The organism is Phaeobacter italicus, from assembly GCF_019801785.1.
GTDB classification, from domain to species: Bacteria; Pseudomonadota; Alphaproteobacteria; order Rhodobacterales; family Rhodobacteraceae; genus Phaeobacter; species Phaeobacter italicus.
Map to the genome: position 1 here is coordinate 46,238 of NZ_JAHVIJ010000011.1, position 23,127 is coordinate 69,364.

General features: G+C 63.0%; 15 protein-coding genes. 8 read left to right on the forward strand and 7 right to left on the reverse strand.

The genetic code is table 11. The features are described from left to right. The first annotated feature begins 132 nt into the window (after nt 1–132). The 3 genes from KUV39_RS18445 to KUV39_RS18455 all read left to right on the forward strand — a co-directional run bounded on the left by KUV39_RS18445 (nt 133) and on the right by KUV39_RS18455 (nt 3,476). Complete coding sequence (locus KUV39_RS18445; RefSeq protein ID WP_419555551.1) at nt 133–2,310, forward strand: YjbH domain-containing protein; 2,178 nt, start codon at nt 133–135, stop codon at nt 2,308–2,310. Then, the gene (locus KUV39_RS18450; RefSeq protein WP_244998462.1) at nt 2,307–3,101 is read left to right on the forward strand and encodes a YjbF family lipoprotein; all 795 of its coding nucleotides are present in this window, start codon (nt 2,307–2,309) and stop codon (nt 3,099–3,101) included. Before KUV39_RS18445 ends, KUV39_RS18450 begins: the two co-directional genes overlap by 4 nt. A 171-nt stretch (nt 3,102–3,272) precedes the next feature. Further along, nucleotides 3,273–3,476, forward strand: a complete 204-nt coding sequence (locus KUV39_RS18455; protein ID WP_222460614.1) for a hypothetical protein — start codon at nt 3,273–3,275, stop codon at nt 3,474–3,476. A 161-nt stretch (nt 3,477–3,637) separates the two neighbouring features. Here the strand turns inward: KUV39_RS18455 and KUV39_RS18460 are convergent, their stop codons facing one another. From KUV39_RS18460 to KUV39_RS18475, 4 genes are all read right to left on the reverse strand, one after another. Then, a complete protein-coding gene (locus tag KUV39_RS18460) occupies nt 3,638–4,393 on the reverse strand; it encodes an amino acid ABC transporter ATP-binding protein (protein WP_222460615.1) in 756 nt (251 codons plus the stop codon). Continuing rightward, on the reverse strand, nt 4,390–5,064 hold the full coding sequence (locus KUV39_RS18465) for an amino acid ABC transporter permease (protein WP_222460616.1): 675 nt from the start codon (nt 5,062–5,064) through the stop codon (nt 4,390–4,392). The genes KUV39_RS18460 and KUV39_RS18465 overlap by 4 nt, the downstream gene beginning before the upstream one ends. 7 nt (nt 5,065–5,071) lie before the next feature. Continuing rightward, on the reverse strand, nt 5,072–5,839 hold the full coding sequence (locus KUV39_RS18470) for an amino acid ABC transporter substrate-binding protein (RefSeq protein ID WP_222460617.1): 768 nt from the start codon (nt 5,837–5,839) through the stop codon (nt 5,072–5,074). A 219-nt stretch (nt 5,840–6,058) separates the two neighbouring features. Then, a complete protein-coding gene (locus KUV39_RS18475; RefSeq protein WP_222460618.1) occupies nt 6,059–10,678 on the reverse strand; it encodes a non-ribosomal peptide synthetase in 4,620 nt (1,539 codons plus the stop codon). Between the two features lie 475 nt (nt 10,679–11,153). Here KUV39_RS18475 and KUV39_RS18480 point away from each other — a divergent pair, with 475 nt between their 5' ends. After that, nucleotides 11,154–12,251 (forward strand): hypothetical protein, encoded by a 1,098-nt coding sequence (locus KUV39_RS18480; protein WP_222460619.1) that lies wholly within the window; start codon nt 11,154–11,156, stop codon nt 12,249–12,251. A gap of 16 nt (nt 12,252–12,267) precedes the next feature. On the opposite strand, the gene KUV39_RS18485 is transcribed toward KUV39_RS18480, so the two are convergent. From KUV39_RS18485 to KUV39_RS18715, 3 genes are all read right to left on the reverse strand, one after another. Then, nucleotides 12,268–13,512, reverse strand: a complete 1,245-nt coding sequence (locus KUV39_RS18485) for a glycosyltransferase family 4 protein (RefSeq protein ID WP_222460620.1) — start codon at nt 13,510–13,512, stop codon at nt 12,268–12,270. A gap of 213 nt (nt 13,513–13,725) precedes the next feature. Next, the gene (locus KUV39_RS18490) at nt 13,726–14,925 is read right to left on the reverse strand and encodes a polysaccharide pyruvyl transferase family protein (RefSeq protein ID WP_222460621.1); all 1,200 of its coding nucleotides are present in this window, start codon (nt 14,923–14,925) and stop codon (nt 13,726–13,728) included. Between the two features lie 340 nt (nt 14,926–15,265). Next, nucleotides 15,266–16,228 carry a response regulator transcription factor gene (locus KUV39_RS18715; RefSeq protein WP_244998463.1) on the reverse strand — a complete coding sequence of 321 codons (963 nt, stop codon included), beginning with the start codon at nt 16,226–16,228 and terminating at the stop codon, nt 15,266–15,268. Nucleotides 16,229–17,625: 1,397 nt separating this feature from the next. Between KUV39_RS18715 and KUV39_RS18505 the strand changes: the two genes are divergently transcribed. From KUV39_RS18505 to KUV39_RS18520, 4 genes are all read left to right on the forward strand, one after another. After that, entirely contained in the window at nt 17,626–18,696 is a 1,071-nt protein-coding gene (locus KUV39_RS18505; protein ID WP_244998464.1) for a helix-turn-helix transcriptional regulator, read from the forward strand. Further along, nucleotides 18,693–19,448, forward strand: coding sequence for a hypothetical protein (locus KUV39_RS18510; protein ID WP_222460622.1), 756 nt, complete (start codon nt 18,693–18,695; stop codon nt 19,446–19,448). The genes KUV39_RS18505 and KUV39_RS18510 overlap by 4 nt, the downstream gene beginning before the upstream one ends. A gap of 443 nt (nt 19,449–19,891) precedes the next feature. Beyond that, nucleotides 19,892–22,192: a calcium-binding protein gene (locus KUV39_RS18515; protein WP_222460623.1), complete on the forward strand. Its 2,301-nt coding sequence runs from the start codon at nt 19,892–19,894 to the stop codon at nt 22,190–22,192. A gap of 159 nt (nt 22,193–22,351) precedes the next feature. Beyond that, the coding region (locus KUV39_RS18520; protein ID WP_244998465.1) for an ABC transporter transmembrane domain-containing protein at nt 22,352–23,127 on the forward strand (776 nt) is incomplete at its 3' end.

Sequence of the window (23,127 nt, forward strand, 5' to 3'; positions counted from 1 at the left end):
ATCCGCGCCGGTCCGATATGATCTAACCACACCAAAGACACCGCCCGGCGCGACCGGCAGCAAGACAGGCAGGCAAGTTCCGTGCACATCACATTCCGATCCTTTCGCCTGATCCCTTCTGCTCTGGGTTCGGTGCTTCTGGGGGCTGCCCTTCTGGTCGGCCCGGCCAGCACCCCGGCAGGGGGCCAGACCGCGCTGACGGCGCCCAAACCGCAGGCCCCGCGCTTCAAACCGCTGCCCGCCCCGAGCCTCAATTTCTACGGCTCGCCCGGTCTGATCGACATGCCAAGCGCCGAAATGCTGCCCGACGGGCAGTTTGCCACGACCTATTCCTGGTTTGGTGGCCAGAGCCGCTACAATCTGACCTTTCAGGCCACGCCCTGGCTCAGCGCCTCTTTCCGCTACAATGGCATCAAGACCAATGGCGCGCAGATCGCCGGGTTTGACACCTATTATGACCGCGGCTTTGATGTGCGCGCCCGGCTCTGGCGCGAGGGACGCTATCGCCCGGCGGTCACCATCGGGCTGCAGGATTTTGCAGGCACCGGCATCTATGCCAGCGAATACATCGTGGCCACCAAACGCTTTGCCACCCCGCCCCTTGGCGGGCGCGGCCAGGGCGGTCAGCTGAAGGTCACCGCCGGTCTGGGCTGGGGGCGGCTTGGCTCGCATGGGTCCATCGGCAGCATTTCGGGCCATCGCCCGGCTTTTGTGCCCGGCGATACCGGCGGTGAACTGTCCTATGACCAGTGGTTTCGCGGCGATGTCGCCCCATTTGCGGGGATCGAATGGCAGGCCAATGATCGCTGGGGGTTCAAGGCGGAATATTCCTCGGATGCCTATGCGCTGGAAACCGGCGCCCCCAATGTCTTTGAGCGCAAGTCCTCCTTCAATTTCGGGGCCGAATACCGGCTGAGCCCGCGCACCCGGCTGGGCGCCTATTATCTTTATGGATCCGAGTTCGGCATCACCGCGCAGATCCAGCTCAACCCCAAGGATCCGCCACAGCCCATGGCGGTGCCTGCCCCCGTTCCGGTGGCGCCGCGCAGTGCCTGGGCCACCGAAGAGCGCCACTGGAGCCGCGACTGGGCCCAGAGCCGGAAAGCCAGAACCACCCTGCGTGATGCGCTGGCCGAGGCGCTGAAACAGGAGGGGCTCATTCTGGAGGCAATCACCCTGCCTGCCGGGGGCAGCAGTGCCGAGCTGCGCTATCGCAATACCCGCTACCGCTCCCAGACCCAGGCGGTGGGCCGCGCTGCGCGCGCCATGGCGCGCCTGTTGCCGCCTTCGGTGGAAACGCTGAAGATCGTGCCGATGCGCGGTGGTCTGGCGCTGTCACAGGTGGTGCTGCGCCGCTCGGATCTGGAGGCGCTGGAATTTGACGCCGACGCCACCGAGGCGCTCTGGGCCGTGACGGCGGTGCAGGAGGCCCCCGCCCTGGCGCAGGACGCGCTGGTCTCAGAAGAGCTCTACCCCGCCTTCACCACCTCCTTCAGCCCCTATACGGCGCCGTCTTATTTTGACCCGGCACTGCCCTTCCGCCTGGATATCGGTGTGGATCTCAAGGCCTCCTATGCCCCGGCCCCCGGCTGGCGCATTGCCGGGGCCATCCGGCAGCGCTTCTGGGGCAATGTCGCAGACGGGCGCCCCTCCAATTCGGTCCTGCCGCGGGTGCGCACCGATCAGCGCGAATATGCGCAATTCGGCACCACGCTGGAAAATCTCTATGTGGCGCGTCAGTGGCGCATGGGTCAGGATCTCTATGCCCGCAGCACGGCGGGCCTGTTTGAAAGCATGTTTGGCGGCGTCTCGGGAGAGCTGCTGTGGAAGCCCGTCTCCAGCCGTCTCGCTCTGGGGATCGAGGCCAACTACGTGGTGCAGCGCGATTACGACCAGCGTTTTTCATTCCGCGATTACAAGACATTCACCGGCCATGCCTCGGCCTATTACCAGCTTGATAATGGCTATCACGTCCAGATCGATGCCGGGCGCTATCTGGCCGGCGATTATGGCGCCACCTTCAGTCTGGACCGTGAATTTGCCAATGGCTGGCGGGTTGGCGGGTTCTTCACCCTCACCGATGTATCCTCCGAGGATTTTGGCGAGGGCTCCTTTGACAAGGGGTTCCGCATCAGCATTCCGCTGGACTGGCTCTTGGGCAAGCCTGGCCGCAACCGCTTTAACACGGTGGTGCGCCCGACCCAGCGCGATGGCGGACAGCGGGTCGAAGTGCCCGGACGTCTTTATGAACAGGTGCGCGAAGGCCACCGCAACCGTCTGAACAGCCAGCGCGCGAGGATCTGGGAATGACACAGGTAAGCGGCATGGCAAAGGGCATGGCACGCAGACGCAAAGGCCATGAGGCCGGCACAGGCACAGGTGCGCGCTCTGGTTTGCGCCGCGCCCCCCTCATGGTGGCGGCAGCGGTGATGACGGTTCTGGCGGCCTGCGCCAAAGGCCCCGAAGACAAGCCGATCAATCTGGAGATCGGGCGCGCCGTCAGCGATTACGTTCAGCAGCGCCGCGCCAGCCGCAATACCCCCGAGCGTCCGCCCCTGACCCGCGCCGGTCTGGACGACATCAAGGACCCCTATATCGAGGTCACCCTCGAAGACAGCGGCATCTTTGCCTATCTCTCACAGCAGTTCACCCGCCTGGATGACAGCCCTGGCACCGTTGTGGTCTGGCGCACCGAAGACAATGTGACCCTCAGCCTGCGCGATGGTGTGCTGGTGGCCACGCGGGGTCTTGGCAATGACATCCTGTCCAGCTCTGCCCTGGTGGACGGGCAGGGCCCCAAAGGGCCGAGCCACAGCGGCGCGCGCCGCTATCACATCCGCGGGCTGGACAATGGCAGCTGGCAGCTGTCGATGCTGTGCCAGCGCGAAGATCTGGGCGCTGTACCTGTCACCATTGTCGAATTGACCTATCCCACCCGCCACATCCGCGAACACTGCAGCCCCGCAGACCCCGGTCGCGAGGGGGCAATCATCAATGACTACTGGGTTGATTCTCGCAGCGGTCGGGTCTGGCAATCGCGCCAGTGGGCCGGGCCAAATGTCGGCTATCTGCGCATCCGCCAGCTGACAACCGGCGGCTGAGCCGCCTCAAACTGCGCAAAAATCCCCCCTGATGGCAGGAAATGCGCGATATCTCGGCAACGCGGGAAAAAATTTACCGAACAGGGGGAAACTGGTGCTAAAAGCTGCGTTGAAATAGCAGGGCAACTCGCCTACCCTTGGCTCAACAGGTCTCCAAAGGAGTTTTGGATCATGAAAACATATCTCGCCGCATTCGCGCTGGCCGCCATGGCCGCAACCACCGCTTCTGCTCAGCAGCAGGCGACCCCGACCCTTCTGGGTGGCACAGGCCTGACCGCAGGCGCAGCAGCTGGCGTCCTGGCTGGTGCGGTTGTTCTGGGCGTCGTGCTCAACGACGACGAAAACGGCACCACCACCAGCACCCCCACGGATTGATCTCTGGATTGATCGGGCGCTGCGCGTCCTTTCAGGCGCGACAGGCATGACGACATGAATAAAGAAAGAGCGGGCCGGATTGGCCCGCTCTTTTTTGTTTGTAAGCTGTCCGGATCTGTCTGGCCTGGTGGGGTCCAGACCTTGGCTCTGAACCGCCGCCTTTAGCCCACCCGACGCAGAAAGGCCTTGGTGCGGGGATCCTGCGGCGCATCAAAGATCTGCGCAGGCGGGCCCTGTTCCACGATCCGCCCGCCTTCCATGAACACCACCCGATCGGCAATTTCGCGGGCAAACTGCATTTCATGGGTGACGATCAGCATGGTCTGGCGCTCTTCGGCCACCTTGCGCATCAGTGCCAGCACCTCGCCCACCCATTCAGGATCCAGCGCCGAAGTGGGCTCGTCAAAGAGCATCAGCTCGGCCCCCAGCGCCATCGCCCGGCCAATACCGACACGCTGTTGCTGGCCGCCGGACAGGCTGGCGGGATAGGCATCGGCCTTATCTGCCAGACCGGTCTCGGCCAGGATCTCCAGCGCGCGGGCGCGGGCGGCCTCGCGGGGCTGCTTCTGCACGGTGATCAGCGCCTCCATGATGTTTTCCGCCGCCGTCTTGTTGGCAAACAGCGCATAGTTCTGAAACACAAAGGCGGTGCGCCGGCGCAGGGCCAGGATCTCTGCCTTGCTGGCGCGGGCGGCATCCACCGCCAGATCGCCGATGCGGATCAGACCGGCATCCGGGGCATCAAGAAAATTCAGACAGCGCAGCAGCGTCGATTTGCCGGTGCCCGAGGGGCCGATGATGACAATGCGCTCTCCTGCCTGAATGGTCAGGTCGATGCCATCCAGCACCACGCTGTCGCCAAACTGCTTGCGCAGCCCGGAGATGGAAATGGCAGTATCAGCTTGTGCGTCGCTCATCGTGCATAGGCCTTGTTCAGATGTGTCTCCAGCAGACGCTGCACCAGCGACAGCGCCTCCACCAGGATCCAGTAGATCACCGCCACCACCAGGAAGGCCTCAAAGTAGAGGAAACTGCCGGCCGCCTCTTTCTGGGTGGCGCCCATCATTTCCGTGACCCCCAGCGTAAAGGCCAGCGAGGTGCCCTTGATCATGTCGATGAAGTAATTGACCAGCGTGGGCGCGGCGATCCGGGCCGCCTGCGGCAGCACGATGCGGCGCATCATCTGGCCGCGGGTCATGCCGATCGACTGCGCCGCTTCCCATTGGCTGCGATCCACACCCAGGATGGCGGCGCGGATGCTCTCGGCCATATAGGCCGAGAAATGCAGGGTCAGCCCCATGATCGCCGCACTGACCCCATCGATCTGGGTCAGCACCGACAGAACCTGCGGCAGCCCGTAGTAGAACAGGAACAGCTGCACCAGCAGCGGCGTGCCGCGAAAGAAGCTGATGAACAGCACCACCAGCTGGTCCAGAACCGGAATGCGCAGCACCCGCTCCACCGCCAGAAAGGACGCCAGCACCAGGGCCAGCGCCATGGCCACCACCGCCATGAACAGCGTCAGCGGCACATAGCTCAGCAGCACAGGCACCAGCCCCAGCATATAGGCGAGATCCAAACCCTGCATCACCGGCTCACTTTGCAGCGGTTGCCGTGATGTCGGTGCCGAACCACTTCTGCGAGATCTCGGCCAGCTTGCCGTTGTCGCGCAGCGTGCTCAGCGCCGCATCCACCCGGTCGCGCAGGGCCAGGCTTTCGTCATCCTGACGGAACGGCAGCGCATTGCGGATCTCGGAGAAGGGCGCGCCTGCCAGGGCAAGCGGCAGCGGGCTTTCCTGGATCAGCTGGGCCGAAGACACCCGGTCCATCACAAAGGCATCGACCCGACCCAGAGCAGTGTCCTGGGCGATATTGGCCTCATAGGTCTTGATCTCGATCTCATCGGCATTGGGCAGGTTGCGCAGCAGCTCTTCAAAGTTCGACCCAAGGTTCACGGCCACGGTCTTGCCCGTCAGATCTTCGGGGCCTGCAATGCCCGCCTCGTTGCCCCGTTTCACCACCACCTGGGCGCCATCAATGACATAGGGCTGGGTAAAGGCGAATTTCGCGCTGCGTTCCGGGGTGATGGTGATCTGGTTGGCGATGGTGTCGATGCGATCCGATTCCAGCGCCCCGATCAGACCGGAAAAGGACATGGTGACAAATTCCACCTCCAGGCCGGTTTCTTCGGCCACGGCAGTCATCACATCCACTTCAAAACCCTGCAGCACGTCCTGACGCACGAAGGTAAAGGGAAAATAGCCGCCCGACATGCCCACACGCAGAGTGTCAGAGGCAAATGCGGACGACGCGGCTGTGAGGCTCGCAGCGGCGGCTGCGGCCCAGGCAAGTGTTTTCATCATGTCAGAGATTCCTTTTCTTTTCTGCCCCGACCTAATCCTGCAGCCGGGCAAGGCCAAGGCGGCCACCGGCCCGTGCTGCAAAAAAATCCGCCCGTTCACAGGCTGACGCATGTCAGGGAACCGGCTAACAGAAAGACGCCCGAATACGGGTGTTTGTTCCCTCACGCGGGCGGTTTTCGAAACAAACGTTTGCGCGGCGCCCCGCTCCAAGGTGACGTTTCAGACATCCGTTCTGTCGTGACGGGCCAGCACCTGCGCCATATGGCGGCCAAGGATCTCGACATTGGGGGGGCTCAGGATGCCCAGATGGGTGCCCGGCACATCAATGAGATCAAACCCCGCCCCCGCAACCGGCGCCCAGCCCAGCCCCTGTCGCAGCCCCTCGGCGCTGTCAAAAAGATCATCGCCTGCGCGAAAGATGGTCAGTGGCACCGGCAGCGGCGCCGGGTCATAACGCGCCACCGACTGCTGGTTGGCGGCAATCAGCGCCTCGATCGACAGATCACTGTCAGGCCCTTCCGCCAGCCGCGCCTCGGCCCCGTTCTGGGCGATATGGCGATGCATCAGCCGCCGACGCAGCCCGTGCAGACGGTTGCCCGCCACATGCCCCAGATAGCCCAGCCCCATGCGTTGCATCAGCCGCAGGTGCGCGCGGATGCGCCCCAGCCCCTGCACCCGGCAGCGCCCGCCCGGCCCTTCGGCGTCAAACAGCGCCACCATGCCAAGGCTGCGCCCCGCCGCCTGCAGCCGGCAGGCCAGCTCAAAGGCAAAATAGGCCCCAAGAGACACCGCCGCCAGATGCACGACCCCTTGCGGATAATGGGTCTGGATCTCATCGAAATAGCGCGCAGCGGTGATCTTGACGCCTGTTGGGGTTTCAGCGTCCAGAACCCCCACGGTCAGACCATAGACCGGTTGCTGCGGGCCAAGGGTTGCGGCCAGCGGGCGATAGAATTCCTCGTTGCGGCCCAGAACATGGACCCCGAACAAAGGCGGCAGATCGCCGCCGGTCTGGATTGGCACCAGATGGCGGGGCAGGGTGGCGCCCAGGCTTGAAACCTGGCCTGAAACCTGATCCGACCCCTGACCTGTCCCCGGATGGGAACCACCTTGCAGGGATCGCCTGCGCCGCGCCTCGGAATGTTCGCCCTCCAGCAGCGCCGCCAGCAGGCGCGGGCTTGGCGCCTGATGCAGCGCCACCGGGCTCAGCTGGGCGCCAAGCTCTGCCTCGATGCGCCCGATCAGCCGCATCGCCAACAGCGAATGCCCCCCCTGATCGTAAAACCCCGCATCCACGGCCAGGTCGGGCTGGTCCAGAACATCGCCCATCAGATCGGCAATGCGCCGCGCCAGGGCAGAGGCCGGTGCCGCCGGATCAGCCCCCAGACCGGAACCGGGCGCGCCGGATGCAACCGGCCCGGGCCGGGCTGGGCGCGGGGCGGGCAGGGCGGCGGTGTCGATCTTGCCGCCTGCGGTGCGCACAAAGCGCAAAACCCCGACCAGCGCCGGGCGCATATGGGCGGGCAGTTCTGTCTGAACCACCGCCTGCAACGGCGCCAGATCCGCCTCTGTCACCTGCGGCCCCTGCCAGGCGGGATCCTGCACCCAGCAACATAGCTGCGCCGCAGGCCCGTCTGCCCCCCGTACCGCCGCCAGCGCCCGCAGGCCGGGGCGCGCGCGCTCCAGCACCTGTTCGACATGGCGCAGATCGATGCGAAAGCCGCGCAGTTTGACCTGCCGGTCCTGCCGCCCGAGAAAGGCCAGCGTGCCATCCTCGCGCCAGGCGGCGCGATCCCCGGTGCGATAGATCCGGGCCGGCCCCGCCCCTGCCGTCAGCAGCGGCACCGGGGCGCGAGGATCGGGGCGAAAACTGCGGGCCGTGGTCTCGGGGCGCGCGATATAGCCATCACTGACCGCAAGCCCTCCGATCCACAGATCTCCCGCCACCCCGGCAGGCGCCAGGCTGCCATCCGGTCCCAGCACATAGGCCAGCGCATGGGCAACAGGCCGGCCGATCGGGATGTCCTGCAACGCATCCACCGGCCCACCCGGATCAAAAAGCGTGCAGGTGATCGTGGTCTCGGTCGGCCCATACCCATTGAGCCAGCGCACATCGGGCACCATCGCCTGCCAGCGCGCCAGCGTCTGTGCATTGACCTGTTCGCCCCCCGCAATCACCAGCCGCACCGAGGCAGGCAGGCGGTGGCCGCTTTCGGCCATGCTGTCACACAGCATATGCCAAAAGGCGGTGGGCAGGTTCAGCACGCTGATCTTCAGCGCGCCCACCCGCTCCAGAAACTGCAGCGGCGCCGCCAGCATGTCTGCATCCCGCAAGATGACGCAAGCCCCCGCCAGAAGGCTGGGCAGGATCTCTTCGATCGAAACATCAAAGGAGAGGCTGGCAAACTGCAGCACCCGGTCCTGATCGCTCAGGTCGAACTCTGCCGCGATGGCCAGCGCATGGGCCATCAGTGCCCGCATCGGCACTTTGACCCCTTTGGGTTTGCCGGTAGAGCCGGAGGTGTAGATCACATAGGCCAGCCGCGCCGGGTCCGGATCCGGCAACACGGGGGCCGGGGCCTGTCTGTTCCTGCCCGTCTGGCGACCTGGCTGATTGTCTGGTCCACTGTCTGTCTGATGGGCCCCTTTCAAGGTGGCCCCCTGCGGCGACACCCAGGTCACATTGCGCAGAATAGGGTCGTATTCGCCCATATCAGAGTCTGATATGGGCAGATCACCCGCCGCTGCCACCCCAAGACGGGCCTGGCTGTCCTGCAGCATATGGGCCACCACCGCAGGGGGGTAGTCGGGATCGACCGGCAGAAAGGCGGCGCCGGTTTTCAGAACGGCCAGCATGGCAATCACGAAATCCACGCTGCGCGGCAGGCAGATCGCAATGATATCGCCGGGGCCTGCGCCGCGCAGCTGCAGCTGCACCGCCAGCCGGTTGGCGCGCGCCTGCAGCTGCCCATGGCTGAGAGCCGCGCCCTCCTGCGGGGTGTTCCATGCCCCGACCACTGCCGGGGCCTCTGGTTGCAGAGCCGCCCGCGCCGCCAATCTGCGCGCCATGCACACAGGCCCCTCAGCGAGATCCCGCGCCAGCCTGCGCGCCCCCTCTGGCCTGCCCCAGCGCTGCAGGCACATCCGTTCCGCATCCGGCAGCATGTCCAGATCAGACAGCGCCAGTCCCACCGGAGCCTGTGCCAGCTGATCCAAGAGATGGCAGAAATGGCCCAGCATCCGCTGAGCCTGGGCCTCTGGCACCGCCTCGGGATCATATTCCAGCACCAGCTGCGGGCAGGCATCGCCATAGACCGCCAGCGTCAGCGGCATGGCGCCTTCCTCATGCAGCTCCACCCGCCGGGTGGCCCAAGCGCCCCCCAGCCCCCGCATCCGCGCCCCAAGGCTGTCGCGCTCAAACATCACCATCGTGTCAAACAGCGCCATATCGGCAGGCAGATCACAGCACTGGCGCATCTCGGCAAGCGAGGCCTGTTCATGGGGGCGCATCGCCACGGTATCGCGGCGCACCGCCCCCAGCAGATCATCAAGCCCGATGCCATCGGACAGGCGCAGATGCAGGGGCAGGGTGTTGATCAGACATCCCACCATACGCGCCGATCCCGCCACCAGATAACGCCCGGATCTGGTGACCCCGAACACCGCCCGGCTCTGGCCGCTCCAGCGCGCGATCAGCACCCCCCAGGCCACGTGGATCATATCGGCCAATGTTGCCCCGGCCCGGGCCGCGCGCGCCACCAGATCACGGCGCAGCTGCGCGCTCAGCTGATGATGCAGCTGGCGTTTGCGCCCTTTTGCAATGGGCCCGACAGGGCGGATGTCGCCGGGATCAGTCTGCAGATCCGCAAACCCCTCTGACAGGGGCGCAATCCGGTTGGGCTGCTCTACCCCGGCCAGTTGAGTGCGGAAAAACGCGCGGGTCTCTTCGCGCGCCGCCGCCTGTGCCACCGCCGAGGCAAAGATATGAAACCCCGCATCCTGCGGAGCGGATCCATTCCCCTGGCCCCCCTTGGGGCCCTGCTTGTGGTCTGGCCTGTGGTCTGGCCTGTGGTCCCGCCTGTGATCCGGGCGCGCCAGAGCCTGCCCTGCAACGCGCCCCTCCAGATGGGCAAAAAGATCCTCCAGCACCAGCGACATGCTGCGGCCATCCACCAGCACGTGATGAATGGTCCAGATCATGACAGATCGACTGCCCCCCAGCCGCATCAGCGCCACCCGCCAGGACAGCGGCGTCTCCAGCGCCACGCCACGGTTGCGGTCTTCGCGCAGGAAACGCGCCAATGCCCTGCGCTGCGCCTGTGCCTCAAGATGCTGCCAGTCGCGCGGCTCGACCCGGATCATGCGGGCTGCCTCGCCAGCCGGGTGGATCTGCTGCACCGGCGTGTCCCGCCCCTGCCACAGGATGGCGCTGCGCAGCATGGCGTGGTCTGCGCAAACCTGCTGCCAGGCCCTGCACAGCGCCTCCGGTTCCGGGGCTTCGCCGTCCAGATGCACGACGATCTGTTCCAGATTGACCCAAGGCCGGCCGATGGCTGCGCTTTCATAAAGCAGCCCCTGCTGCATCGGCGTCAGGGCAAAAGCCGGCGGCACGGTCTCTTCGGCCTGCTCCTGAGCGCCCGCCTCCTGGCCAGCAGCACGAAGCCGCGCCTGCTGCCGCGCCGCGCCATGCAGCGCGCGCGCCGAAACCGGGCCTTCAGCGGCCGGCACCCCCTGTTCGGGGCCGTATCCGTCCAGGTGTCTGTCGCGTGGATTGCGGCGCGCAGGATCACCGTCGCGCACCGACGCCTGCGGTTTTCCGGGTTCAATATCACCGGTCATAAGGCCCCCTGACTGGCTGCGGGTCCGGGCCACCCCCACGCCATACTCTTTAACAAAAACCGGATGCAGCCTTGAAACAGTCAGGATCCACAAGGATCGCCACAGCCCCGCAGTCCCCGCCCCTACAAGGGCAAAGCTGACAGAGACAGGCCGATCCGCGACATCAGGAGATCACAACACACAAGGGATCAAGCACAGGATCCCACACCCCGGATGGCGGTTCAGCATGATCCTGAAACCTGTCTCCGGATTTACCCCCATGACGGCGCATACCTGACGGGCAGCACCCACGGCACGGACACACCCCCATGCGCCCACCGCACCCCAAGCTAACAGATCCGCCCCGAGGCAGGCAAACAAAAGGGGCGGGCCTGTCTTGCGCAGATCCGCCGACTTGGCTCCTGGCAAGGCTCGACGCCTGCAGGTGGCTTCGCTAGAAGCCTTGTCAAAGACCTGACACCGCATGAGGCTGCCCATGACCAAAGAGATCATCTTCCATCTTGGCGACTACAAGACAGGCAGCACCTCGATCCAGCGCATCCTGGCGGCTCAGGATTTCTCCATCCCCGGTCGGCGTGTCCTGTTCACTGCGCGCGAAAACCACATGGACTTGCCCCGCAGCCTCTATCCGGAAAACCGCCTGTTTGCGCGCCAGAAGGAGATTTGGGAAACCCATGCGCAAGCCATCCGGACATCAGACGCCGATATTGCGGTGATCTCGGCGGAAAACATGAACCATCTGGATCCCGCTCAGATGCAGGCGGCAGTGGACAGGTATTTCCCGGATTTCAGCGGACGCATCCGCTATGTGACGTATCTGCGTCCACATGCTGACCGGATTGTCTCCAGCTTTGCAGAGCGGCGCAAACTGGGAGAGTTCTTTGGCGGCATGGCCAAGCTGCACACGGAGATTCTTGACAAGCAACGGCTGTTCTACACGCCGCGTTTCACCGCCTGGAAAGCACAATTCGGCCCCGCATTCCACATTCGCCCCATGGTGCGCGAGCATCTTTTCCGCGGTGATGTGGTGCATGATTTCTTCCGGTTCATGTGCGGCTCTGAGGAGTTTGAGATTCACGGTGACACACATCGCAATGAATCCCTCTCCGTTGCCGAACTGCTGGCGGTGTCAGAACTGCAACGCGAGATCAAACGCCTTGGCGGCAAAAAGATCGCGTCACGCGATGTGCGTCATCGGATTGCAGGCCTTCTGCAAGAGGCCCTGGCCGTGTTGCCGCGCAAGGCCGATCTGGAAAAACCCCGCCTGCACAAAGCGCTGGCCGCACGCATTCAGGACAGCTACCGCGAAGACGCTGCCGCCATGGATGCCGCCTTCTTTGAAGGGTCCCCCTTTGCTGATGCTCTTGCCGGAGCCAAGGACAAAGCCCTCGATGCCCCCCAGTCGCTGCGCTTGGGTGATTACTACAACGACGACGCCCTGCGCATGTTTCTGGCCATCGCAGCCATGCTCGGCGCAACCGTGAACGGGCAGGACACCCTTGCAGAAAACCAGATCGCTGATCGGCTGGAGAAGATCCGCCCTCAGGCGGATCCATCTCAATCTGGCGACTGACACAGCTGCAGACAGATCAGATCTTCAGCTGTTTGCTGGCAGGCAGGAGGGCGTTGATCTGGCGGGCGTGCTCGGGCATGCAGCGGGTGAGGAAATCATAGGTTTCCACCACATGGGCGCGTGCATTGGGGCCGAGGTGGGCATAGGCGCCCGGGTTGGCCAGCACATCCACCACCTGATCGGCCAAGGCGCCATGGTCGAAGAAATCCACCAGCATGCCGGTCTCGTTATGGGTCACCGCCTCGCGCACCGGGGCCACATCCGCCGCCACCACCGTGGCCTGCATGGCCATGGATTCCAGCAGCGACCAGCTCAGCACAAAGGGCATGGTCAGATAGATATGGCAGCGGCTGATGCGGATGATCGTGCAGAGATCCTCATAAGGCACGCGGCCAAGGAAATGCACCCGGCTCCAGTCGACGCTGTCGCCCAGCTCCTCTTCCATCTCGCCGCGCAGACCAGCAGGATGGGTGCTTTCGCGCCCATATGAGGTCTCATTGCCGCCAATCATCAGGATACGCGCATTGGGGCGTTCCGACAGGATCCTGGGCAGCGCCCGCATCATGATGTGAAAGCCGCGCGCACGTTCCATGTTGCGGGCGATATAGGTGATCACCTCATCCTCGCGGGTCAGCGGGCGGGGCAGGCGGCCAAGGCCGATGCTGGCCTGGGGATCCGGCAGCAGCCGGTCGGTGCGGATGCCGTCATGGCAGACATAGATCTTGTCGTGAAAGCTCTTGGGGAAGCGGTCGCGCTGCCAGAGCGTCGGGCTGTGCCCCAGATCCACAACATCGAGATTGGCATAGGGCACCACATTGCGGGCATGGGCAAAGAAACCTGCATGCTCTCCGGCGGGGTTTTCCGGATCAAACCCCACCAGCCCGCCAGTGGTGCGGTAGAAATACTCGAAAAAGCCGATGATCGGCACATCCGCCCAGACCTCTTTCAAAAAGGTCAGCTCTCCCCAGCCGGCATGGCCGATGATGATGTCGGGTTTGAAGCCCTGTTCCTGCTCCAGCTGCCGCGCCGCCAGAGCCGCGCCGATGCCATTGCCGGCCGCGGCTTCCCAATCCTTGGACAGCCCATAGGCGTCAGCGGCGGGTTGGTGGTGGCTGTTGTAGCTGACGGTTTTCACCCCCGGCAGCTGCACATCGCGCCGCTGAGTGAGAAAGACAATCTCATGAAGGCGCTGATCGGCCAGCCACTGGATCATTTCCCGGTACTGACCGGGCATGTTCTGATGCACAAAAAGAAATTTCATAGGCCTATCCTATGGCGCGCCGCCCCCCGGCGCGCAACCCTCTCATGAAAGCAGCCCAGCCCCTTCGCGCCGGTAGGCGGCGGTAGGGGGGGATTTGTTGCATGCTGCCTGAAATCTCAGGTAATCTTTGTTATGTAAAAACAGGCCTTCATGCTGCACCGGTTGCCCGCAGCACAAGCTGCGAGCACCAGGGCAGTATGAGCTTCATCCTGCTCACTCAGGCAGCTGTGTCGCCACCTTCAGACCCTGCCCGGCCAGGGCCGCGACATATTCCCCATGACGTTTGCGATAGGTGGCCTTCATCTTGTCCAGCCGCTCCGCAGACAGATACTCCTCCATGGTTGCGGCCAGGCCTTTTTCAGCAAATTTCTGAGTGCTGAGCGCAGGCAGATCAAAATGCGCCGTCAGCTCTGTGACGCGGTTGTCGTGCTTGAGGAAGATGGCCGGCTGACCAGCCTGCAGAGCCGCAACCCCACCATGAAAACGGTCGCCGATATAGACATCATGCAGCATGCTGGCCTGGCGCCAGGCTCCGGCCTCGGAGAAATAATAGTAGCGAGAGAAGCTGATCGTCTCGCCGGTTTTCTCACTCAGCCATGCGTTCAACCGCTCCGGACGCGCGATATTGCTGCCTTCGTTATAGCTGCCTGCATCTTCGATGAATTCGTCATAATCAAAGATTTCATCCTGAAACACATAAGAGGCCTCAATGCCTGCAAAGGCCTTGGCCAACCCCAGCCCCCGCGGCACGATCGCTCCCTTGTGGATGCTCAGGTGGCCTGCGGTCATCACATCAGCCTTGTCCCCCAGCGCGCGCGCCGCGCTGCCGTCAATGGACAGGATCGACTGAGGATAAACATAAAGACTGGGACAGCCCAGAATGGTTGTATTCTCCATCCCGTTTTCCGCCAGCCAGGCTGCGGTCTTGCTGCCCCGCACACCAAACAGACCTGCCCGCTCGTTCAGTATGGCCAGGAGATCACGGGTCCCAGGTTTCAGATCTCCGATCGCATGGCGCCCCTGCATGCCGCCACCAAGAACGATGAAGGGCACCGCCCCATCCAGCGCTTTCAGCGTATTCGCCAGACGGCTGCCATCCAAGCCCGGGCGAATGAAATTGGCCAGTGAAAAGACGATGATGTCAAAATGTGCCGCCAGGATTTCACCAAAGCCATCTCCCAGCTCATTATGCAGGCGCACGATGTTACCGACTGCCGATCCGTTGGGGTTTTTGCGCAAGCTGCGGGCCGGGGCTTCGGCATGGATGATATTTCCCCGATTTCCCGTCAGTTTATGCGCCCGTTTCAGCCCGGCCAGATGATCCGTCACCGTCGGTGGCACCCCCAGAAGATGTGGCAGGGCGGCCTCGGGGCGATGGGCCGACAATGCCGGCGCGTGGAACAGGATCTTCATGTCTCACCTTATGTTGGACCCGCCCTGCCCAAAGGCAGATCAGGCAGAGGAATATAAAACAACCTATGCCGCTGGCGAACGTGATCGGACATGTCAGCCAGTTCAGCACCTGGCCTTGCCGAAGCAGCACAACAGCGCCGTGCCCCATGACAAGGGTTGCGACCAACTGGTTTCACATAAATCGCCTGATATCAATTTTTTGATATTTCTTACGCTTCATGATATCAAATTTTTGATATGTTTGATGGTTCCTGTTACTCATATTGACAAATGGAACAGTGGACATGCTGCCCCCACAGGACAGCGTGACAGAGAGGCGGGGGTCCCGCCCCTCCCTCGCTTAGCCGCTGATTTGTTCAGACGCCCAGATGGCGGCCTGGGTGCGGTTTTTGGCACCGACTTTGCGGAAACAGGTGCGCAGGTGCACTTTGACCGTGGCCTCGCAGATGCCCAGCTCATTGGCGATGGACTTGTTGGTGGCCCCGTCGATCAGCTTGGTCAGGATCAGCCATTCACGCCCCGAGAGCCCATGCGCCGCGGCCGAAGCGGGCAGGTCGCGCAGGCGCCGGCTCTGTGCCGCAGCGCCGATCGACGCCCCGCGCAAAGCCGCCTCGCGCACCGAGCCCTGCGACCAGTCGGCAATCCGCGCCCCCACCGGATCCGCCGGGCGGGGCCGTTCCAGCGTCAGGAGGTCGCCACCCTCGGGCGCGGCTGCATCGCCCCTGTCTGACGTCCTGTCTGACGTCCTGTCTGGCGTCCTCTCCGGGCCTGCCTCATCGTGGCCAGTACTGTGGCCCCGTCCGCCAACTGGTCCACCAACCGGGCCACTATCTGTGCGACTGTCTGGCCGACTGCTGCCCTCCTCCGGGCCTGCGGAACCGGTCTGCGCCTCGGATGCGGCGGTCACCTCGGCCGCATGAAGCGCTGCGGAAATATCCGATGGCACGATGCGATAGCCGCTTTGCACCACCCGCAGCGCCGCAATCAGCGCATCTGCGGATTTGCGCTGCGGGATCACCGCCTCGGCATAGCTGCTGAGCGCCGACTGCAGGCTGAGCGGGCAATCCTGCCCCATGATCAGGATCAGCAGCGACGCCATGTTCTGCGCCTTGAAACGGCGCAGCTGCTCCACCAACCCGCTGCCGATCTCGTGGCTGTAAAACAGCACGAGATCCTCCTCGCCCAGCCCCGACAGGGCGGCAAGATCATCACAGCAGGATCCGATCCGGTAATTGTTGCTCTGGCAAATGGCCAGAAACATGTCACGCAACAGTCGGCTCTCGCCGACGATATGAACAGGCATGTCACCCCCCACACTCTTTAATTCTGATCCATACACAATCAGTTCTGGTCAACATGGCGCGCGCTGCTTCGGGGTTGAACAGGCCCGTTGCACCCTGCGCCCGGGCTCATGGCTGCGACCCCCGTCACAGACCCTGCGCCCACTCATAAAAACAGGTCTTTTTTGATGCCTCGCGCAGCGCAGGGACAGAACACATCCCCCAAAGCCCCACGAGGTGACCGCCTTTTGCGGTCCGGCCTGCCGGATCTTTCTGACCCGTTTGGCCTTCTGCCCTGCACGCTCACAGTAACAACCCCAGGGTGTTGCGGGTTGAACAGCTGCCTGAGCACCTGGGTTCAGATCCACCGCGAAAAACACATCAGGCGGATCCGTTACCCGGATGAACCATCTGTTTCAGGTCCCCACCCTCCGGATAGGTTCAAATTACACTGAATCCGCTTCAATTTGTTGAAAAAACATACCTCCTATCGGGAAAAGAGAGGGAGGAATACAACCATATAAGATGTTGTTTTTCATATATCCTTCTGATTTATCAACAGAAATACCCACGGATATGGCGCTTGGGCTCTTCTCCGTCAGATGTAGATTTTCGTTAATTTTCACGCCTTTTGGAGAGGTCACGGCAATCCTGGGTTGATTTTTTGCCGCGTCAAATCTTCTCTAAGGTCGTTTTCTTCTGCTTTGCCCTGTGCCGCAGGCCGGGAAATTGGCCAGGCGATCTACCCCTTTTGCCGTATCCCCCCTGCCCGACCGCATTTTCCGGGCTCTCAAGGAGACGGATTAAGTCACTGATTAAAAACATTATTTATCGATAACCGTTTGCCGCACTTGTGGCACACGATCCCGTAAACACAAGATATAGGCACCTCTCCAAATCCCAGCGAAGCAACCAGAAGGTGTTGGCAGCATTCGGCGCAGATCTGCACCACAGAAGGTGCGAATCACACCGAATCAGGGGCCGTCCTCGGCAGACTGCAGGGCAATTTGAGAGCGGCGCGCCCTCAGGCCCCGGCCAAAGCACCCCGGAATGCGCCCCATTGGTGGTAGCGAGACCCACAACCTGTGCGATATTGTCCCTGCGCTCCCACCGGCGGCGTACCCCCTCTGCGCGATTTGACGTGGGCGGCGATATGATAGGCTGAGGTCATATTCGTCGTAATATGCCGGGGGGCAATATGCATGTATTCGGGGGCACCGTGATTGACACGGGCGAGGTTGCGCTTGCGCGATCTTTTCAAAGACAGGTTTCATCCATAACGACAACAGCCATCGCCGAAATCGACTGCCACGGGGCGCAGCCCCTGTGGGTGGCCACCTTTGGCGCTAATGCGCCTGTGCAGATCCGACACCCTCGGATCCCGCAGGACCACAGAGATCAGCTCTTGCAGGCCAGCAGGATGATCCGCTGTGTCCAGCTGCCCGATCCCGGGCCCTGGAGTGATCTTCTCAATGACATGCTGCACACCCAGAAAAGCGAGGCCGCGCCGGGCGCGCGCCCCGGACGCTGGGTGGTCTTTGCCTGCACCTTCGAGGACGGCAGCAAGGACCGCATCGCTCTTTATCTGCAAGGCAGCCAACATGATGCCCATTGCGCCGACATCCTGCCCGCGATCTGGCCGATCGCCCGTCAGGATGTCCTGCGTGAGATGCTGGGATCGGAACCGGATGGCGCGGGGGGCACTGCCCGGCTCCGGTCCCAGTTCATATCCGATGCCACTGGTGGCAGCGCCCAGGACATGGGCCAGACCACTGGCCAAAACACTGGCCCAAACACTGGCGCAGATGCCACAGACAGCCCAGAGACAGGATCGGGACCCGCCCCTGATATCTCCGAGGCGATGCTCTGGACGATTTCCACCAAATCCGACAGCGCGGTTCTGGTGCTCGATGAACAGGGCCAGTTGCTGGAAAGCAATGCGGCCGGGCGTGACATGCTGGACGCGGGCACTTTGCTGCGCTGCAACGGGGGCACGCTGCGCTGCGCCGATGACAGCGAAACCCGCGCCTTTTATGCCGCGGTGCACAGCTGCGTCACCGACGCCAGCCCCACAGCCACCAGCCCCACTTCCCAGGGCGCACAAAGCGGGGGCAGACAGGCAGGTGGCGGCCAGGAGCTGATCGTCTTCCTGCATGACAGCGCCTCTGACATGCGCCTGCCACTGTCGCTCAGCTGTTATCGCTGCGCAGACACCCGCCGGGCGCTGGTGGTGGCAATCCTGCCGCGCCAGCCCGACCGCACCCGCATCGAGATGCTGGCCCAGAAAATGGGGCTCTCTCCCTGTGAGGCGCGCGTGGCGGCCCTGATCCAGCTGGGCCTGTCCAACCGCGAAGCCGCCCATATCGCAGGGCTGAAGGAGCAGACCTTCAACACCTACGCCAAACGGGTTCTGTCGAAACTGGATGTGACCGGACGCACGGAAATGGCACAGCGACTGACCTGGCAGGCGTCGCTGGGGAGGGCATCATGAACAAGGTGACCCATGACACCAGTTTTCAGGGCCCGCCGGCACCGGTGCCGCCCAGTGCCGCCTATGCCCATACCGGCATGCAGACAGAGCCAGGCACCAGGGCGCAGACGCGCAGCCAGGGGCAGATCATGACGACCGCCCCCTCCGACGATACCCCTGACGCAACTGGCCCAGCCGAAACAGTCGATACCACCGAAACAGCCGCGCGCGGCGATCGCAACGGGGGTGCCACACGCGAGACAGAGGATCAGGCGACCCACACCAGCCAGCCTGCAGAGCCATCCAGCCAGCCCAGTCTTGGCCCTGCAGATCTGCGCCTGCTCAACCAGCTGCTGCATGGTGGCGACCGGCCCCTGGCCGAACGCGCCGATCTGGTCGAACTGCACAAGCGGATCCTGACCATGTTCACCACCCTCAACGAGGGGCTGGGCGAAACCCAGGATCGCAAGGCCGCCCAGGACCGCGCGGCACTGGGCGCGCGGATTGATGATCTGGAGGCCGCGGTGAACCGGATGGAAGGGGCGCTGCGCATCGAGATGGAGCCGGTTCTGCGGGACAGTTTTGCCCGCGTGATTGCCGAAACCGCCCGCCCGCAGCGCAGCTGGTGGGACCGGCTCGGCCGGGCCGGGGCGCTCGCTCTTCTTCTGGGCGCCGGGCTCACGCTTGGCGCGCTCTACCACGGTGAACTGCGCAGCAGCGCCAGCGCGCTCCTGCAGCAGATACAGACCAGCCTTCAGGGCACAGGGTCCTAACACAGATCCATCGCATGGGCCCTGACGGGCCCTGCCCCGTGACGCATGAAAACAGAGTCTAACATGGATGTTTTGACTCGATCATACCAACACCCGCGTGCGAACGGCCTGTCTTGACAGCCGTCCACCCCGGGGGGCCATTGTCCCGGCCATCCCAGCCTGGCCCCCCGATCAACCGGGTCACTGAACAAGGCGTGGCCCGTCCAAGACAGGGGCCCGTCTATGGATCTGAAACAAGCGGGTCCAAAAACCGCAGCGTCACAGCATTTTGTCCCCATTTGGGGGCATCGGGATCCACCAAACTGCGCTGCAATCGACACCAAGGCAGCTGCTGCCTGTTTCACCGGCCAGGATCAGACACCTTCCCCTGGTCGGATTTCTAGAAAGGGGCGCGCCCATCGGGCGCCCGGGGGGCCCCGCAGAGTCATTAGGAGGATAATATAATGGGTACGCCAGACGACAATTCAGGCTGGGAAGTCTGTAATCCGGATTGCGAAATCGAATTCAGCGATGAGAAGCGCTCGGAAAACTACAACGACGGCACCGTTGAGCGGGGCGGTCGCGATGCCAATGTGATCAATCTGAACGACCACGACGCCGGCGACAACGCCGACGCGGGTGGCGGTGATGACGCGGTCTATGGCAACGAGCGCAACAACCGGCTCAATGGCCAGTCCGGCCAGGACTATATCGAAGGCCGCGACGGCGATGACGCCATCACCGGTGGTACCGGCAATGATACGCTCTTTGGCGGCGACGCTGACAATCAGGGCGATGACGGCGACGACTGGATCGACGGCGAAGAAGGCTGCGATTACATCGAAGGCGAGAATGGCAATGACACCCTTCTGGGGGGCAAGGACCAGGACAGCGTCTTTGGTGGCAATGGCGACGACCAGATCTTTGGTGACGATGCCGACGGCGACGAAAGCAACGGTGATGACGGCGATTACCTTTATGGTGATCTCGGCAACGATTGCATGGACGGCGAAGGCGGCGACGACTGCATGTGGGGTGACCAGGGGCAGTCCGGCGAAACCATCTATGATGGCGACGACACCATGTATGGCCGTGGCGGCAACGACCGGATGAATGGTCAGGGCGGTGATGACCGCATGGCCGGTGGTCTGGGCGATGACCTGGTGATCGGCGGCTCCGGCAACGACGAAATGTTCGGCGACGACCGTCAGTCACAAAACGATGATCTGGACTTTGGTGCCGACAGCGGCCCTGCCGGCAAAGGTGACAATGAAGACGGCAACGACTGCATGCTGGGCGGCGATGGTCATGACACCATGGACGGCCAGGGCGGCAATGACACCATGTTTGGGGAAAACGGTGACGACCTGATGCAGGGTGGTCGCGGTTGGGACCTGATGGATGGTGGCGCTGGCCGTGATGACGTCAACGGTGATGCCGGTCGTGACACCATGCGCGGTGGCTCCAACAACGACGTGCTCGAAGGTGGTGCCCAGGGCGACCTGATCTTTGGTGACCATGGCCGCGTCGAAGGCTACCGGATCGACTGGGATTGCTGTGACGAGGATGAAAAACCATCCAACGGCCTGCATGCCAGCACCGACGGTTTGCGCGACGTTGACTGCCCGGATTGCTACACACCTTATGACAGTGGCCCAGAAGGCAATGACCGCATCCGCGGGGGCTCGGGTCATGACACCATGTATGGTGAGGGCGGCAATGACGTCATCATCGGTGGTCGTGGCGATGACGAAGGTCACGGTGGTACTGGACGGGACCGTCTTTATGGTCGCCTTGGCGATGACACGCTGAACGGCAATGAAGGCAATGACTGCGTCCATGGCAATGCCGGCGATGACCTGTTGCATGGCAACGATGGCAACGACACGGTCAAAGGTGGATCCGGCGATGACGAGATCTACGGCGACGACCAGCATGACGTGCTGTATGGCGATGACGGTGAAGACACCATGTATGGTGGTCAGGGCCATGACGAGATGCACGGTGGCAATGACAACGACCTGATGTATGGCAACAACGGCGAAGACACCATGAATGGTGACGACGGCGATGACCTGCTGGATGGTGGACGTCGGGCTGACGAGCTGAACGGCGGCGAGGGCGATGATGTCCTGCTGGGCGGCAATGGCGGCGATGATCTGAACGGCGACAATGGCAATGACTGCCTCTATGGCCAGGTCGGCGATGACGATCTGGACGGCGGCAATGGCCATGACTTCCTGGATGGTGGTGAAGGCAACGACACGCTCGATGGCGGTCGCGGCAATGACTACCTGAAAGGCGGCGCTGGTGATGACGAGCTGACCGGCAGCGACGGCAAGGACGTCTTCATCATCGATCTGGAGTGGGATGGTACATCCTTTAGCTCCACCGATGGCACCGACTGCATCACGGACTTCGACATCGATCAGGACCATGATGTGCTGGCCTTCCGCGTGACCAACGTGGGTGGCGGGCTTGGCACCACCGCACAGCAGGCCTTTGGCGCTGTGAACGGAGAGGCCAACGTCACCGATGACGGCACCGACACCACCATCGAGATCGGTGGCGCGACGGTCATCATCAAGGGGCTGACCAACGTCAACGGCTTCACCTCGCTGGGCCAGGACGCCATCCCGATCGGGGGCGTGGGCATCAACGCGGTCAGCACCGGCGATGCCGGCAGCTATGAAGCCATCCGTGTCGTCGCAAGCGATACCGGCTATGACGACAGCTTCGACAACATCTGGGGTCACACTGTCTGAGCCATAGGAACGATCCCCCCGGAGGCGGCCGCTTCCGGGGGGGTCTAGCCCTGGTTCAGGACAGCGATTTGGTCCCCGGCCAAGGATTGCCACCTTGGACCAGGGCGCTGTCTCCCAGCTTCATCAACTTCACCATCGTGCAACCGGGGGGTCACGGGAATGAAGACGAAACGGGTCTTTGACGGACAACGAGGTGTCATCACCTCCATTTTTGTAGCGAGTATCTTTGTTAACCTGCTTGTCCTGACAGCGCCGCTGTACATGTTGCAACTTTTTGCCCGGGTCATGGCCTCGGGCAGCCTGCCAACACTGTTGGCCCTGACCACTGGCGCGGCGATCGCGCTGGTGTTCTTTTTTCTCTTTGATGTCATTCGCCAGCGCCTGGTGGCGCGACTGGGCTCGCGGCTCGAAGCCCGGCTGAGCCCGGCGGTCCTGCAGGCGCTGATCAGCGGCGCCCTGCCCGCCGCGCTGCGCAGCGCCGAACCGATCCGCGACATCCAGGATCTGCGCGGCTTTGTCACCAGCCCGGTGTTCATCGCCCTTCTGGATGCGCCCTGGTCGATCCTTTTCATTGCGTTGATCTTTGTCTTCAGCCCCATTCTGGGCCTGGTCGCCGTGGCCGGGCTTGCGGTGCTGCTGACCCTTGGAGTGCTGAGCGAGGTGATGGCGCGCAAACCCGGCGAAACCGCCGAGGAGGCCGCGCGCGAAACCAATGCCGCGGTCGAGGAGATGATGCTCAATGCCGAGATCATCCATGCCATGGGCAAGACCAACGCCCAGATCGGACGCTGGCGCGGGCGGGCCTTTACCGCCATTCTCTTTGGCACCCTGGTCACCGACCGGGTGGCGCTGATGACCTCATTGGCCAAGGCCACCCGCATGGGGCTGCAGATCGCCGTGCTGGGCGTGGGGGTGGTTCTGGTCATCAACAACCA

Excerpts from the sequence above, each read along its gene's own strand:
- KUV39_RS18450 (WP_244998462.1), top strand. The coding sequence starts at position 2,307 with ATGACACAGGTAAGCGGCATGGCAAAGGGCATGGCACGCAGACGCAAA.
- KUV39_RS18455 (WP_222460614.1), top strand. The coding sequence starts at position 3,273 with ATGAAAACATATCTCGCCGCATTCGCGCTGGCCGCCATGGCCGCAACC.
- KUV39_RS18460 (WP_222460615.1), bottom strand. The coding sequence starts at position 4,393 with ATGAGCGACGCACAAGCTGATACTGCCATTTCCATCTCCGGGCTGCGC.
- KUV39_RS18465 (WP_222460616.1), bottom strand. The coding sequence starts at position 5,064 with ATGCAGGGTTTGGATCTCGCCTATATGCTGGGGCTGGTGCCTGTGCTG.
- KUV39_RS18470 (WP_222460617.1), bottom strand. The coding sequence starts at position 5,839 with ATGATGAAAACACTTGCCTGGGCCGCAGCCGCCGCTGCGAGCCTCACA.
- KUV39_RS18475 (WP_222460618.1), bottom strand. The coding sequence starts at position 10,678 with ATGACCGGTGATATTGAACCCGGAAAACCGCAGGCGTCGGTGCGCGAC.
- KUV39_RS18480 (WP_222460619.1), top strand. The coding sequence starts at position 11,154 with ATGACCAAAGAGATCATCTTCCATCTTGGCGACTACAAGACAGGCAGC.
- KUV39_RS18485 (WP_222460620.1), bottom strand. The coding sequence starts at position 13,512 with ATGAAATTTCTTTTTGTGCATCAGAACATGCCCGGTCAGTACCGGGAA.
- KUV39_RS18490 (WP_222460621.1), bottom strand. The coding sequence starts at position 14,925 with ATGAAGATCCTGTTCCACGCGCCGGCATTGTCGGCCCATCGCCCCGAG.
- KUV39_RS18715 (WP_244998463.1), bottom strand. The coding sequence starts at position 16,228 with ATGCCTGTTCATATCGTCGGCGAGAGCCGACTGTTGCGTGACATGTTT.
- KUV39_RS18505 (WP_244998464.1), top strand. The coding sequence starts at position 17,626 with ATGATCCGCTGTGTCCAGCTGCCCGATCCCGGGCCCTGGAGTGATCTT.
- KUV39_RS18510 (WP_222460622.1), top strand. The coding sequence starts at position 18,693 with ATGAACAAGGTGACCCATGACACCAGTTTTCAGGGCCCGCCGGCACCG.
- KUV39_RS18515 (WP_222460623.1), top strand. The coding sequence starts at position 19,892 with ATGGGTACGCCAGACGACAATTCAGGCTGGGAAGTCTGTAATCCGGAT.